This window comes from Winogradskyella costae (assembly GCF_013403865.1).
Lineage (GTDB): Bacteria > Bacteroidota > Bacteroidia > Flavobacteriales > Flavobacteriaceae > Winogradskyella > Winogradskyella costae.
This window is the reverse complement of the sequence record NZ_JABFDK010000001.1, coordinates 1,369,893-1,384,480: the sequence shown is the minus strand read 5'-3', so window position 1 is coordinate 1,384,480 and position 14,588 is coordinate 1,369,893. Positions and strand designations below refer to the sequence as shown.

The window sequence follows — 14,588 nt, the reverse complement described above, 5'->3', positions numbered from 1 at the left end:
AGTGAATTTGCGATTATTATGAAACATATACTTTACACACTAATAATCGTATTACTATTTGCTTGTAAAACAAAAAAGATAAGCACTGATAATTCCACAAGTCTTATAGCATATATTGAAAATTTATCTACACAAGGATTAGTCAATAAAGATCCTTTGATAATATTAGATGGCGAGCCTTTAAACACAGTTTCTAATTTAGATTTATCTTTGCCCGTATATCAAAAAATCAACTCCAATTCAATTAGTTACGCAGAAAAAGAATCTGAAAGTTTTAGTAAGTTATTCGGGGAAGTCGCATATAATGGAATTATAATAATAAGAAAATTCACTTATTTACATGCAGGCGACAATTCGCAAGCTATATATATAATTGATGACAAAATAGTTACAGAAGAAGACTTTAGAAAAATAGATCCTGAAAATATTCTCTCGTATCAACTCCTGAAGGAAATTAATTTAAATGAAAATATTTTTGACATTTATAAATTAAAAACCGTAAAAACATAAAAGAGTACTATTCAGAACTTGCTCAGTATATAACACTGTAAAATTATATCTAAGCTTAAACGAAATTTGCAGCAAAGGATTCTGATTTCAACGTTGAATGTACTAAAAACACGTGTATCTTAGTATGTGATTTTTTATTCAATTTTTATTTGCTAAATTTAAGGTGTAACTGCTACCCCACTTAACACGTAGCTAAGAGACTCTTAAAAAGGCTAGACAGAATGCTCTTAACACGTCATAAAATTTAGAATCATGAAAAACATAATAGTATTACTCATTTGCACATTAATCTCTTTTGGAGTTGAAGCTCAAAGTATCATTGGCGCTTGGGAAAACTTCGCAACTGCAGAAAATGGAGACCAGTTAAAAACCGTGGTTATTTTTACTGAGGGCTATCAAGTACTAACCACGTATAATGCGACCACCGGAACGTTTATTGGTAGCAACGGTGGATCGTGGATTCTAAAAGGAGATATGTTAGCAAAAACAACAGAATTCGACACCGATAACTCTGAAGTCGTTGGCACTGAAGTAAGCTTTAAAATTAGTATTACAGATAATACATTAGAAATCCCTGATAGTAAGTTAAAATTTAATCGAATAGACAATGGTGCTCCGGGAAAATTACAAGGATCGTGGTTAATGTCTGGCAGAGTAAGAGATGGAAAAACAGAAACACGCGATACCAATAGACCAAGAAAAACAATGAAAATATTGTCTGGCACACGTTTTCAATGGATTGCTTATAACACCGAAACAAAACAATTTATGGGCACAGGAGGCGGAACCTACACTACCATAAATGGAGTGTATACAGAAAACATTGAGTTCTTCTCAAAAGATGATTCTAGAGTCGGCATGTCTTTAGAGTTTAACTTTAAGCTATTAGATGGGGAATGGATTCATACTGGATTTTCAAGCAAAGGAGATCCTATACACGAAATTTGGAGCTTACGGGTGTAATTAAACAAAGCAGATAGTTGTTCTATTCCCTTCTCTTCCTTATGAATTGGCAGAACTAGTATTTATTCTTTAATTTCGTAAACCTTAAATAAATTTTACATTCCTAAAATAGCCCTCATGAAAAATAATTTAACAAACATAAAAGCAGAAATAGAAAACTACGCTAGTGCATCTAATTTAACGGAGCTGCAAGTTGTTGAAAAACTTAAAGACTATTACTTTAATAAAAAAGTAAATGACAATTTAAAACTCTATAAAAAAGGAAAGAAAAAGGTAAGTGAAGTTACTAAAGATTTAAAAATATCTCCACGAAAATTTTATGCCATCCTAGAAAAGAAAAAGATTAACTACACCAAATACAACAAAAATAAAGAAGAGCAGCAGCCTAACATATCAAAATAAGCCTACCTTTAGTAACTATGAAGCAACTGCTCAGTTACATTTACCCTGTTACAAAAACCATTGATTCTAAATACAGCGGAACGCTAGAAATTACGTGGTACAACGGCAAAAAACATCTCAATTCAGAAAATGCTAATTACAGTTACGGCTCATTACAACGTATTTTAAAATATGGATTAGAAAGAACAGAACTTGCTAATGTGAATTCCATATTAGTTTTAGGTATGGGAGGCGGAAGTGTCATAAAGACACTTAGAAAAGATTTTAATTATAGTAACACTATTGAAGCTGTTGAATTAGACCCTGTTATTATAGATATCGCCAAGTCAGAATTTGGAATCATTGAAAACCAACATCTCAAAATTCACTGCGCAGATGCTTTCCAATTTGTTAAAGCAAACACTACACCATTTGATCTCATTATCGTAGATCTTTACATCGATCTTTCCGTACCAGACAAATTTCTAAGTACCGAATTCTGGGATTTTGTACTCCGTTCAAAATCATTAAAAGGATCATTACTTTTCAATGCTTCAGTAAAAGAATCTGACATGGTTAAAGTTGAAAACTTAGTAGACTACCTTAAAACAAAAGTTTATAAAGTAGACATTTACAAAAAAGTAAACGATACTAATACCATTATCATTACCAGTTCTTTATAACGTTATAATTTAGTATATTGTAGGTACTTAATATGAAGTTATGCGAAAAAAATGTCCAGAATGTGGTGACGTCATCGTTGGCAGAATAGATAAAAAATACTGTAGTGATGGCTGTAGGAATACGCAAAACAACAGGTTAAACAAAGATTCTAAAAACCTCATTAGAAACACCAATAACCGATTACGAAAAAATTACAGAATTTTAGAAGCGCTCAACCCTAATAAGAAAATGAAATGCTCTCGAGCAAAATTAGTAGAGAAAGGCTTCGATTTTAATTATTTTACGAGCACATACACCACCAAAGCAGGCACGGTTTATTACTTTATATATGACCAAGGCTACTTACCTCTCGAAGGAGAATATTATGCTTTGGTAAAGCGCGACGACTAATTACATCAACCCTTAAGACCCTCTCTTAGTTGTACTATTCCAATTCTCGCCTTTCAACTCTAAAGCTGCAATTAAAATATCCTTCTGACTGATCTGTCCAACTAATTTTCCGTTTTCAACAATAGGAAAACGACGTCTTTTGGATTGCAAAAACTTGTTAGCTGCATCAAACACATCCATATTACCATCAATAGTTTCAACATCTCTTGCCATACGTAACTCTACATTATCGTGCGCTAAAGGCATATTATAATACCGACTCTCACTCAGTTGCTTTAAACAATCTCCCTCAGAAATAATACCAATCAATTCCTGTTTATCATTAACCACAGGACCACCAGAAATCTTATTTCTAATTAATGCCTCTACAACCTCTTGTACGGTTTGTTCTGGTTTAAACGTTATGAGTTTTGTACTCATATAATCCCTCACTTTTAATTGTGTAGGCTCATTAGCATTTTGCTGCTTACGAGCTCCTTGAAAACTTTTTATAGCCATAACGTTTTGATTTTTTAAGATTAGAGTTAATCTTAAAAATACTGAAAATTAACCATTTAAAAAAATCGAAATATTAAAGACTATATATTCCGTACTTTTAACCTCTATAATTTTTTATCTTGAAAACACAAATAAGCATCATAGGTTGTGGCTGGCTAGGGCTGTCTTTAGCTAAAGAATTAGTTAAAGATAACTATACCGTTAATGGCACTACAACTACTAAAGAAAAATTAGACGTATTAGAAAATCATCAAATTCATCCGTTTTTAATAATTTTGAATGAAACGGCAATTTCAGGGTCTTACTCTAAATTTTTAACAGGAAGCGATACCATAATTATTAATATCCCACCTGGATTAAGAAAAAACCCCAATAAAAATCATGTGGCAGAGCTTCGGCTTTTAATACAGCAAATTGAAGCACATGCTATAAAAAATGTATTATATATAAGTTCTACTTCGGTATTTGAGAATGAAGATAATTTTCCAATTATCACAGCAGCAACGACGCCAAACGCTACCTCTGATAGTAGCAAACAGCTGATTGAAATTGAACATATGCTACAAGCCAATTCAAATTTCAATACTACAATTTTACGGTTTGGTGGTTTAATAGGAGAGACACGTCATCCTGCTAAATTTTTATCTGGAAAGGCCGATGTTTCAGATCCTGAGGCTCCTATTAATTTAATTCATAAAACAGATGCTATTGGTATTATAAAAACTATTCTAAAAAATGATCTTTGGAATGTGGTATTAAACGCAGCCTATCCCCTACATCCTAGCAAAAAAGACTATTATATAAACCAATGTCAACTTAAGAATTTAGCACTACCAAGTTTTAATACTGAAGATAAAAGCAAAGGAAAAATTATAGAATCTAAATTAACGATGCAGCTATTGAATTACACCTTTAAAATAGCTCCATAGAAATTAATAGATTTTTAAGACCATTTCTGTTTAATTTTTATAGATTTATCACTTTAAAGTTAAAATTTTTCAAGAACAATAAACTAAAGAACAAATGAAGACGATTACAATTGCAATTCTTATGTTATTCTCAGTAAGCATGTTTGCACAAACCAATGCAGAGTTAAAAGAACATTTTGAAGCGTATTATGTCCAAATGAAAAAACAAGGCGATAAGCAAGGTGTGATTAATGCTATGACGCATCTCGATATTTTAGAGCCTTCTGTTGCGCGCAAAGACACTTTAGCATACATCTATTTATCTGAAGGGCAATATATGCAAGCTTTAAATACTATTGGTGTAGAAAAAAACGCAACTGATTCTGATATGAATGTTGAAGTAAAGGCTTTAGCATTAAAAAATATTAATCAAGTCGCAATGTCATTAGAGCATTTTGAAGTGCTTTATGAACGCGATCCAAATGTGTATTTAGCTTATGAAATGGCTGACATGAAAATTCAGACGAATGATTTGGCTGGAGCAAGATTAAAAATAGATTACGCCTTGGCTAATGTAACGGACGATATGAAACGTGCTTTTTATGAAAAGCAACAACCTTATGAAACATCTATGAAAGCTGCTTTATTGTATTTAAAAGGCCTTCTAAGATTTACAGAAAATAAAACGGCTAATATGGATGAAGCCTTAAAGTTAATGAACGATGCATTGTCTATTGATCCTAATTTCAATTTAGCAAAGATTAGCAGAGAAGCTCTAGAGGCTCAAAAAGCGCAACGTGCACAACAAGCTGCAGCTGAGAAAAAAGGCTAAGGAGCCACAACATTAAATAAGAAAAAAAATGCAGCTCAATGAGCTGCATTTTTTGTGATTCTATATTTTATTCTGGTTGAATTTTATCGTAAAATTCGCTTTCAAATTTTTCATTAATCTGATAATTAAGATTAGAAAAAGATACAAACAGCGCCTTAATACTTAATAATTTTTCGTTTCGTTTAATATTATCTAACGTTAAGTTTTCATTCAGCTTTAAAAGCTCAGTTTCTACAATAGCCATTCGAGATAAGATAGGATTAACTCTCAATTGATCTGGCATTTGTACTTTAAACTCACTAATAAAAGTTTTTAAGAGTTCTATATCACCGTTAAAAAAAGAAAAATCAGCCTTTTTTAAATAACTAATTTGTGTGGCTAATTCATGATAGCGCTCCCAGGTTACAACCTCACTTTCACTCTCGCTACTAAGCGCATAATCCTCATATCCGATGTTTTCAATAGTTTTAGCTGTAATCTTTGTACTCTGTTCTGTGTTCTCAGTTGTGTCCACAACTTGGTTGGTATTGGTATCTTCACCACAATTGATAACCATAACACCACATAAGCATAAAAGGACAAATTTGGTTTTCATACGTATTTTCTAATTTGAATGTAAATATACTAAACTATCCTTTTTTAGGCTTTAGTATGTGCATTTGAAACAAAGTTGAGTAATTCATAATTAAAACCCTCTTTTTCTGAAAGTTTTAATATTACAGCGCCTTAATTCTTATTACTTTTGGCGATAATTTAAAAAGAGTACATGTCTTCAAAAATATTAATTATAGGTGCCTGTGGGCAAATAGGAACAGAATTAACCACTAAGTTAAGAGAAATCCATGGTGTAGATAACGTTATTGCTAGCGATATTAACACCCGTAAACTAGAATTGGTAAACGCCGGACCTTTTGTAATTTTAGATGCTAAAAACTTTAACGCCATTAAAGATTGTTGTATTAATCATAATGTAGATACCATTTACCTTATGGCTGCTCTACTTAGTGCTACTGGCGAAAAATACCCAATGGAAGCCTGGGATTTAAACATGAATTCATTGTTTCATGTACTTAATTTAGCCAAATCCGGACAAATTAAAAAAGTATTCTGGCCGAGTAGTATTGCTGTTTTTGGACCAACGACTCCTAGAGAAAACACACCTCAACATACCATTTGCGAACCAACAACTGTTTACGGTATTACCAAACAAGTTGGCGAACGTTGGTGCGAATATTACCATGATAAATATGGAGTAGATGTAAGAAGCATACGTTATCCTGGTATTATCAGTCATAAAGCGATGCCAGGTGGTGGTACTACAGATTATGCTGTAGAAATTTACCACGAAGCCATAAAAGAAGGCAAATACGAGAGTTTTTTATCTGAAGACACCAATTTACCTATGATGTTTATGGATGATGCAATTAAAGCAACCACTCAAATTATGGCAGCACCGCCTGAAGATGTCACTATAAGATCCTCGTACAACTTATCGGCTATTAGTTTTACACCAAAAGAGATTGCTGAAAGTATTAAAGCCGAAATGCCAGATTTCAAAATTTCTTATAATCCAGACTTTAGGCAAGCCATCGCAGATAGTTGGCCATCGTCTATAGACGATAATATCGCAAGAAAGGACTGGAACTGGTCGCACGATTTTGATCTTAAAAAAATGACTTCAGAAATGCTAACGCAGTTGAAGAAAAAGTATCAGTCATAACATTAAAATAAAATATAACCGCATAAAAAAAGCAAGAGAAACCGAACTCTTGCTTTTTTTAGTATAAAAGATTTAATAATTGGTATTATTAATCAGTACTATCACTATTTAGCATACTCTTATAGACAATTCCTTTAGATGATTCTAACTCAGCTCCAAGTAAATACGTTGATAATGTTGGAATATCTTCCATTTGGATTTCAGGAAAAAGGATACCTTTTTTAAAATCAGGTCCAAAAGCTACAAAACCCGTTTGGATATTCTTAGTGTCAGGAAATTGACCATGCTTACCACCATGCGCACTTTTAATTAAATCCCCTTCTCTATCATTATTAAAACTAAAACCATCGTTTGCAGATAAAGCCAAAACAGCATCTGGATTAGCTCCTCTAGAAGTCATCTCATCTCTTGAGATAATTCTGAACGCTTTTTTGACACTAAAAGGTAAATTTTCTAATTTATTTACAATTTTTTCTAATGTTTTTTTATCGTTTTTATCCTTCAAATGTAAGAATGCCGAACCACCTGTACTTATAAAGAAGGTGTCTTTATCTAACACCCCTAATTCCTTTAACCATAGGTTAGGAGCGATACTAGAATGTACCGTGTAAAAACCATGATCTCCAGTGATAATAATATTGGTTTGCTCTAAAATATTAGCTTTTTTTAAGGCATCCATTATAGTACTGACAGCTTGGTCTGCACCAGCAATTGCCTTTTCGACACCAACACCGTCACGTCCATTTCTATGCTGCGCACCATCGGTATTTGGTAAATGAATTGTTAATAAATTAGGGGTATAAGTTTTAATTATATAGCCTGCTATTCTAGCTAAATTTTGATCCATACTTAAAGAACTTAAGTTATAATCGTCTACATCTAAACTCCCTGTAGCATTCGCTATGGCATCCTCAAACAAACCTTTAGGTGTTGCATATTTTTGAGTAGCACCACGACGGTCTCTCGGGTTATCAAAGGACCATATTTCTGGTATATTATAATCTATAAACGGTGCATTTACAGTAATGGGCCAAGACACAGAGGCTGTTTTTAATCCAGCGTTTTTTGCAGCTTCCCATAAGGTTTTAGCTTTTACGGACTTAAAATCATAATACCAGTCCCCTGTAGTGCCTTCTTCCGAAACTTTAGTGTTGTAATATATCCCATGCTCGTCTGGACCTACACCAGTAATTAAAGTCGTATGTGAAGGGTAGGTCACTGTCGGGAAAATACCATTGACACCTTGAGAAGCAATTCCATTGTTAGCTAAATCCTTAATATTAGGAGTTGGCCAGTGGTCTTCCAAATAGAAGTCTGGCCTAAAACCATCGATACTAATTATAACCAAGTGCTTTGCCTCTTGTGCAGCGATTAGGTTCAATCCAAAACACGTTAATATGACGCAATAAATATATCTAAGTTGCTTTTTCATTTTTAGAATTAATTAAAAGGTAATACATGATTTGACGCTTTATTCGCTACTAATACGCGATTCATATCATATAAGATAGTCACATTCCCTGTGGTTTCATCTACCGTAAAATCATCTAGACCAAGATTCATAGGAATAAAATTAGGAATCACAGGTAAAATAAATTCATCTGAAATATTAGAATTGTTTAACTGCTCGGTTTGAGACACAGGAAACTTAATTCCTAAATCGTTAGAACGCCTACCTTCACTAATAAAAATTTCTTGACGCATTAAGTAAATAAGATATAATAAATCGTCTGCACTTGCTGTTGCATCAATATCTTGAATTGTAATACTTGTACCAGAAACGGTATATACAGGTATTAAACCTGCTTGTCTGTCTAAGATATACCCTGAATTAGATTCTTGACCACTTTCAAAACTTACGTCAACAGCTGTTGTTGGATAATCTTGTCTATTCGTACCATTTCTCAATTCTTCACTATCGTCTAAATACATAATTGGTCTAGATGCTAAAACATTATCTATTAAATTAGTTAATGTAGATTTAGCCATTTCCAAATTATTTTCAGCCGTATACACTTCCGCTAAAATTAAATAGGCTTCTTCTACTTTAGCTAAAGACAATGGTTTTTGATCCTCTGAAGCCGTTCCTATATCAAAGTATTTAGGGTCTAAAAAATCTAACCTTGGCAATGGCGCAAATCTATTTTCGCTAGCTGTAAAAGTGGCATTTTGAATTTCATTAGGAACACCATTGGTTCCATCAAATTCTACAGTAAATAATAAGCTATTATTACTAATCGCCGCTAAAGCAGAGGATTTCGCATTATCTACATCTCCTAAACCACGGTACACTCTAGACTTTAATAATTGGTAAACTAAAATGGTTTCAGAATCACTTTCATTGTCAATAGCAAGATCTAAATGGTCTAAGCTAGCTTCTAATAATTCGGTTGTCGTATAAGCTTCACCGTTACTGTTCATTGGAAGACCTGTGAAATTTTCACCAGATAAAATTAAGGCATAAGCTTTTGCAAAATGAGCGTAAGACCATTCTTGAGTTGTAGCGTCTGGATCGTTTGGAAGTACTGTTTCTAAAGCATACTCTGCCATCTCTCTTAAAGCTCCAATTTCTACTTGCATACTGTTTCCATCGATGTCGGTGTAATCAATTTGCGGAATATCGTATACTTTATTGTAAAGCGTATAATTGTTGAAATAATTATCAGAAACCATTTCAGAATTGATGACGATATCGTTCATAGTTAAGGCAAGTTGCCTTTTAATACCCATTATCCAACTCGTAGCTGAATTGTTGTTTTCTAGGAAATCGTCTTCAGTAACATTAGGATTATCGACACAAGACGTAAATGTCAGAAGCAAAACCGCTAAATATATATAAGTTTTTTTCATGATTTTTTGTTTTTAGAAATTTATCTTTAATGAGGTTAAAAATTCTCTAGGCGCAGAGTACGTAGCATAAGATATTCCACCAGTAGACGCACCACCTTGGCCAGTTGCCGAACCACTAATGGTTGCTTCCGGATCGAATGAAGATGCTGTAAAACTAAGCGGGTTATTAACATTAAATCCAATTAATACTGATTTAATAGTACTGTTATTTTTAGGTACTAAATTATAGCTGATACCTATAGTTCTTATTTTTATAAAATCTGTTTTTTCTGTAAATAAATTTGTGAAGTTTAACCAATTTGATGTCCCATTAGCTTCAACTTCGGCAGCAGGAACTATATCATCTGAAGCTCCATAGAGAAATCTAAACTGTTGGTCAAAACTATTCGCGTAGGCTCCTTTTTGATAATTACCATTTGCAAATAAACTGAAGTTTTTATATGAGAAGTTCATTCCTAAGTTTCCAAACAAATCTGGAATCGTAGTTCCTAAATACGATTGAGCTGTTGTGGACTCTAAAACTCCATTCTCATCAAAGGTTCCATAGTTTCCTCTAATATATCCAATTGGATACCCTTCCTCTACTACAGTTTGAATGGTTCTAGCACTAAATCCATTAATATTAAATGGAGCGACACCTCCTGAGTCTACCACTAAGTTATCTAAAGTGTTTATAGATACATTAAGTGACAAGGTTACATTTTCGGTTTTAATAGGAATAAAGCTAGCATTTATTTCCCAACCCTTATTCTCTATTTCACCAATATTGTATAATTGACTATTGGCATACCCACTAGATGGTGTTGGTGGTACGTAGAATAAAGCATCTTTCGTATTTGCATTATAGTAGCCTACAGAAAGATTCACTCTATTATTAAATAATGCAGCGTCTACACCAACTTCAAAAGTTTTTGTCTTTTCAGGCTTTAAATCCGGATTTCCTGACTGACCAAAAAAGGCAGCTTGTTCTCCTAAAAAACCATCAAAATCTATGGTTCTTTCATTTACAAAAGCAGGAGGTAAATTACCAGCCACACCGAAGTTACCTCGTAATCTTAAAGAATTTATAGCTGTTGAATTTTCCAACCAAGGTTCTGAGCTTAATAGATATGAAACACCTGCTTTAGGATAGTATTGCGTCCCAATATTATCCCCAAAAGATGGGTTACGATCTCCTCTAATACCTAAGTCAAAGAACAACTTATCTTTAAAGCCAATATTTTCTTGAAAATAGAAACCATAGTTGAGTACTTCTGCTAAATATTCTTCACTTGTCTTTATAGCGGCATCGCTAATAGTTTCGGCTCCATCTCTAATATTAGTACCTGTGTATTGAATTTGATGATCTGAGTTTCTAAACAACTGACCTCCGACGGTAGAGATAAATGAAAATTGACCTGTTTCAAATTTATGTTGTGCACTTAACTCTAGAGTAATACCAAAGTACTTACGATCTATATTATTTATACTTCCTTCGTCTGTAACATTAGTTTGAGTTGTATGTGTTAGATATTCATTAGTTTGAATCGCCTTGTCGTTCTGAACCCTATAATCGATACCTCCAACAAATTTAGCTTCAAAATTATTTACAGGTTTATAAGAAAAACTTTGAGACGTTGTAAATCTATTAATTGAGATTTCGTTGTCTTGTAATTCTTCTGCCGTTTTTACAAAATCATTAATTTCACTAAACTCGGCAGCACTAAGATCGTCTAATCTATTGTTAAACCCTTTTAATACCGAAGCACCACTTTCTGCAAACCATAAACCTGTATACCCTCCTTGGTTACCATTTCGGTTTCTGTTATACTTATTATTCACATAAATGAAAGAACTGTTATATGTTACTTTTTCGCCTAATTTAGCTTTAAAGCCTGTACTGAAATCTACTTTTCTATTGGCATTATTATCAGCTATCTGTGCTCCAGTATTCTCTAGGAAATTTCCGGAAAAACTATAGCCAAAACCTTCAGAGTTTCCTCCGCTAATACTTAAATTATATTTTTGGTAAGTTCCACTTCTAAATAGTAAATCTTTAGTGCGATCAAAATGCAGGAAATCTGTAGTCGGTGCTACAATTCCCATTTGAGTTGAAGCGCTAATTTGCGTACCTCTCGAGCTTCCTTTTTTAGTAAAAATCTGAATCACTCCGTTTGCTGCATCTGAGCCATACAATGTTGTTGCGGCTCCACCATTAATGTATTCTATACGTTCTATATTATCCATTGGAATATCGGCAATAGAACTCATAGCTGCACCTTGTGCACTACCTCCACCTAAGGCACTTGTGGTGTTTAAATTATCCATACGCACACCATCTATATAAAATACTGGTGTTGAACTTAGGAAAGCCGAGTTAATACCTCGAGATCTAATTAATGTTGTTGCTCCGGACTGGCCTCCGGTAAAATTAATCTGTGTATTTGGTAATTTGGTTGCAATCAACTGGTCTATACGTTGCGATGGCAAACCTGCTAAATCTTCGGACTTAAGAACTTCAACGTTACTAGATAACCGTTTTCGTTGTACACTTGCACCTTGTCCTGTAATAACAACTTCATTAAGTGCAGCAAAATGAGGTTTTAAATTCACCGTAATTTCTAATTGACCATCTAAAGGGAAATCGACGTCTTCGTATCCGATGTAAGTGATTTTTAACATCTTCGTATCTGCAGGAACGGTAATTGTAAACTGGCCGTCATAATCCGTTACAGCACCAATATTATAGGCTGTAGCGTAAATATTAGCTCCAAGTACAGGTGTATTTGTTTCATCATACACCACACCTTTAATAGTGATATTCTCTTGATTAACTTTAGAAACCGTTTGGGTTATCGGCTTAACTAAAATGCCATTATCAGTAATTTTAAAGTCGATTGGCGATTTTTGCTTTAACGTCTTTAATACCGTTTCTAAAGGTTGATTATTGACATTTAAATCAACTTTTGTGTTTTGGTAAAGTGCGTTAGAAATATAAATGAATTTTAAATCCGTTTGTTTTTCAATTAAATTAAACACCTGAATTAAAGATGCTTCTTTTAACTGTAAATTAATAGTGTTAGTATTAATATAATAACGGTCAGTGTTTCGTGTTGGATGTGTACTTCCGTAAACATTTAATAAACTTGCCAGGATGATGACAGTACTTAATATGAATTTTTGGTGTTTCATAAAGTTGTGATTTTTTTGTTGTTTAGTTGTGGTTGATATAATCTTAAGGGATTAAAAGCATAGGCTAACATTGCTCAATAGTGTATCGTTCTACTTTAGCTTACTTATATTAGAGCTGATATGCCTGAGGGCTAACCCAATATGATTCTCTACAGTTTTAGGGCTTATGCCTAATAGTTCTGATATTTCTTTGTATTTAAAGCCGTCAATTCTGCTCATTTCAAAAATTTGACGTGTACGTTTTGGTATGGATTCTAAAACATTTTTAATGACATTTTTATCAATTTCTTTTTGTTCGTTAGCAATGATTTCGTCCTCTATACTAGGATACAGGCTATTGCTATTTAACTGGTCGTCGTTTTGTAGTGGACTTGTCTGATAATTGTTCTTAATTCTTAGGAGATCGTTTTTTAGTATCGCATAGATATATGATTTTGGATTTTTAATTTTATTAAGTTGGTCTCGATTAGACCATAATTGAATAAAAACATCGTCTACTTTTTCCTCTATGATATGAATGTTAGACTCAAACAAAACACCAAATCTGCAAAGTTTGTCATAATATTTTTTAAAAAACACATCGAGTGCCTTGGTATTACCTTCTTGAATTTGTTCAAATAGAAAAAGGTCTTCGCTTGTGATGACTGAATGACGAATGCTTTTAATCTTCATGATTTTGAATTATTAGATATTCGTTATGATTTACCTTCTTTATTTCAACATCTGCAATGAATTCTATGGAGTGAATAAACTCCTCGAGGTCTTGTTCTTTAAAAGCACCTGTTATCATTTTTTGATTAATTTCTTCATCAGTAATCTTGAAGCTTACTCCGTAAAAATTATTTATTTTATATAAGGCGTCTTTGAATATTAAATTATCGAGAATTAACATGTTATCTTTCCACGCTAAAGTCTTAGTAACATTGAAGTTTCTTTTAGTAACATCCGAAGTTTTGGTGTTATAAATTAGCTCTTCCTCTGGTAATAAATTAAGACTGTTTTTAGAGGTCTTAATAAGGACATTGACCTTACCTCTTTCTAAGGATACCGACTTATTATCTAAGACGGTATTAACGTTAAAAGCGGTTCCTAAAACGGTAATGTTTAAATCCTCTGTATGTACAACAAACGGAATTTCTTTATTATGAGTGACATCAAAATACGCCTCACCTTTGATATAAACGCGACGCTTAGTATTAAAATCTGAGTTGTATTGGATTTCGCTAGACGCATTTAAAATCACCAAACTGCTATCGGGAAGATATACGGCTTGTCGTTGCCCCTTACTTGTAGTGACTTGGTTTTTATAGCTTAATTCATCGGAATGCGAAAAATAACCGTAGGTTATAAATAGTATAACACAAGCCGCCAAACTATATGCAACCCGATATATAACATTTCGTTTTGAACGCTGAGTTCTATAAATATCTTGGGATTCTAATTGTAAGTCTTTTTGCGCTTCATAAGCTTTTAAGCTTTCAGGATAGTTATCCCAAATAAGTTTGTAGTTATTAAAGGTTGCTTTTAATTCATGATCTAGAGTCAGCTCTATTTCGAATATCGCTTTAGCTGCTGTAGACAATTCCTGCGTTAAATATCGAACGCATTTTTTCTCATTTTTAGTCATTTCCATCATGGAGTATTCCCTTTTACTACTATGAGTAGAAAATTAGAAAATACC

15 protein-coding genes are annotated in these 14,588 nt (G+C 33.3%); 8 read left to right on the top strand and 7 right to left on the bottom strand.

Annotated features, from left to right (window positions below; all coding sequences use genetic code 11):
- The first annotated feature begins 18 nt into the window (after positions 1-18).
- The 5 genes from HM986_RS05925 to HM986_RS05905 all read left to right on the top strand — a co-directional run bounded on the left by HM986_RS05925 (position 19) and on the right by HM986_RS05905 (position 2,928).
- The gene (locus HM986_RS05925) at positions 19-510 is read left to right on the top strand and encodes a hypothetical protein (RefSeq protein WP_179334121.1); all 492 of its coding nucleotides are present in this window, start codon (positions 19-21) and stop codon (positions 508-510) included.
- 252 nt (positions 511-762) lie between these two features.
- The gene (locus HM986_RS05920) at positions 763-1,473 is read left to right on the top strand and encodes a DUF4488 domain-containing protein (RefSeq protein ID WP_179334120.1); all 711 of its coding nucleotides are present in this window, start codon (positions 763-765) and stop codon (positions 1,471-1,473) included.
- Between the two features lie 117 nt (positions 1,474-1,590).
- Positions 1,591-1,875: a hypothetical protein gene (locus HM986_RS05915; protein ID WP_179334119.1), complete on the top strand. Its 285-nt coding sequence runs from the start codon at positions 1,591-1,593 to the stop codon at positions 1,873-1,875.
- Positions 1,876-1,892: 17 nt separating this feature from the next.
- Positions 1,893-2,537, top strand: a complete 645-nt coding sequence (locus tag HM986_RS05910) for a spermidine synthase (protein WP_179334118.1) — start codon at positions 1,893-1,895, stop codon at positions 2,535-2,537.
- A 40-nt stretch (positions 2,538-2,577) separates the two neighbouring features.
- Positions 2,578-2,928, top strand: a complete 351-nt coding sequence (locus HM986_RS05905) for a hypothetical protein (RefSeq protein WP_179334117.1) — start codon at positions 2,578-2,580, stop codon at positions 2,926-2,928.
- A 12-nt stretch (positions 2,929-2,940) separates the two neighbouring features.
- Here the strand turns inward: HM986_RS05905 and HM986_RS05900 are convergent, their stop codons facing one another.
- Entirely contained in the window at positions 2,941-3,426 is a 486-nt protein-coding gene (locus tag HM986_RS05900) for a CBS domain-containing protein (RefSeq protein ID WP_179334116.1), read from the bottom strand.
- A gap of 119 nt (positions 3,427-3,545) precedes the next feature.
- On the opposite strand from HM986_RS05900, the gene HM986_RS05895 reads away from it, so the two are divergent.
- A complete protein-coding gene (locus HM986_RS05895; RefSeq protein ID WP_179334115.1) occupies positions 3,546-4,355 on the top strand; it encodes an NAD(P)H-binding protein in 810 nt (269 codons plus the stop codon).
- A gap of 94 nt (positions 4,356-4,449) precedes the next feature.
- Positions 4,450-5,166, top strand: coding sequence for a hypothetical protein (locus HM986_RS05890; RefSeq protein WP_179334114.1), 717 nt, complete (start codon positions 4,450-4,452; stop codon positions 5,164-5,166).
- A gap of 67 nt (positions 5,167-5,233) precedes the next feature.
- Here HM986_RS05890 and HM986_RS05885 read toward each other — a convergent pair whose 3' ends face one another.
- Positions 5,234-5,761, bottom strand: a complete 528-nt coding sequence (locus HM986_RS05885) for a hypothetical protein (protein ID WP_179334113.1) — start codon at positions 5,759-5,761, stop codon at positions 5,234-5,236.
- Between the two features lie 171 nt (positions 5,762-5,932).
- Here HM986_RS05885 and HM986_RS05880 point away from each other — a divergent pair, with 171 nt between their 5' ends.
- Positions 5,933-6,886, top strand: coding sequence for an NAD-dependent epimerase/dehydratase family protein (locus tag HM986_RS05880; protein ID WP_179334112.1), 954 nt, complete (start codon positions 5,933-5,935; stop codon positions 6,884-6,886).
- A gap of 88 nt (positions 6,887-6,974) precedes the next feature.
- Here HM986_RS05880 and HM986_RS05875 read toward each other — a convergent pair whose 3' ends face one another.
- The 5 genes from HM986_RS05875 to HM986_RS05855 form a co-directional block, all read right to left on the bottom strand.
- Positions 6,975-8,318 carry an alkaline phosphatase family protein gene (locus HM986_RS05875; protein ID WP_179334111.1) on the bottom strand — a complete coding sequence of 448 codons (1,344 nt, stop codon included), beginning with the start codon at positions 8,316-8,318 and terminating at the stop codon, positions 6,975-6,977.
- Between the two features lie 8 nt (positions 8,319-8,326).
- Positions 8,327-9,736, bottom strand: a complete 1,410-nt coding sequence (locus tag HM986_RS05870) for a tetratricopeptide repeat protein (protein WP_179334110.1) — start codon at positions 9,734-9,736, stop codon at positions 8,327-8,329.
- Between the two features lie 12 nt (positions 9,737-9,748).
- Positions 9,749-12,907 carry a SusC/RagA family TonB-linked outer membrane protein gene (locus HM986_RS05865; protein WP_179334109.1) on the bottom strand — a complete coding sequence of 1,053 codons (3,159 nt, stop codon included), beginning with the start codon at positions 12,905-12,907 and terminating at the stop codon, positions 9,749-9,751.
- A 90-nt stretch (positions 12,908-12,997) separates the two neighbouring features.
- Positions 12,998-13,579 carry an RNA polymerase sigma factor gene (locus tag HM986_RS05860; RefSeq protein WP_179334108.1) on the bottom strand — a complete coding sequence of 194 codons (582 nt, stop codon included), beginning with the start codon at positions 13,577-13,579 and terminating at the stop codon, positions 12,998-13,000.
- Positions 13,569-14,543 (bottom strand): FecR family protein, encoded by a 975-nt coding sequence (locus HM986_RS05855; RefSeq protein ID WP_179334107.1) that lies wholly within the window; start codon positions 14,541-14,543, stop codon positions 13,569-13,571. Before HM986_RS05855 ends, HM986_RS05860 begins: the two co-directional genes overlap by 11 nt.
- Between the last annotated feature and the right edge of the window lie 45 nt (positions 14,544-14,588).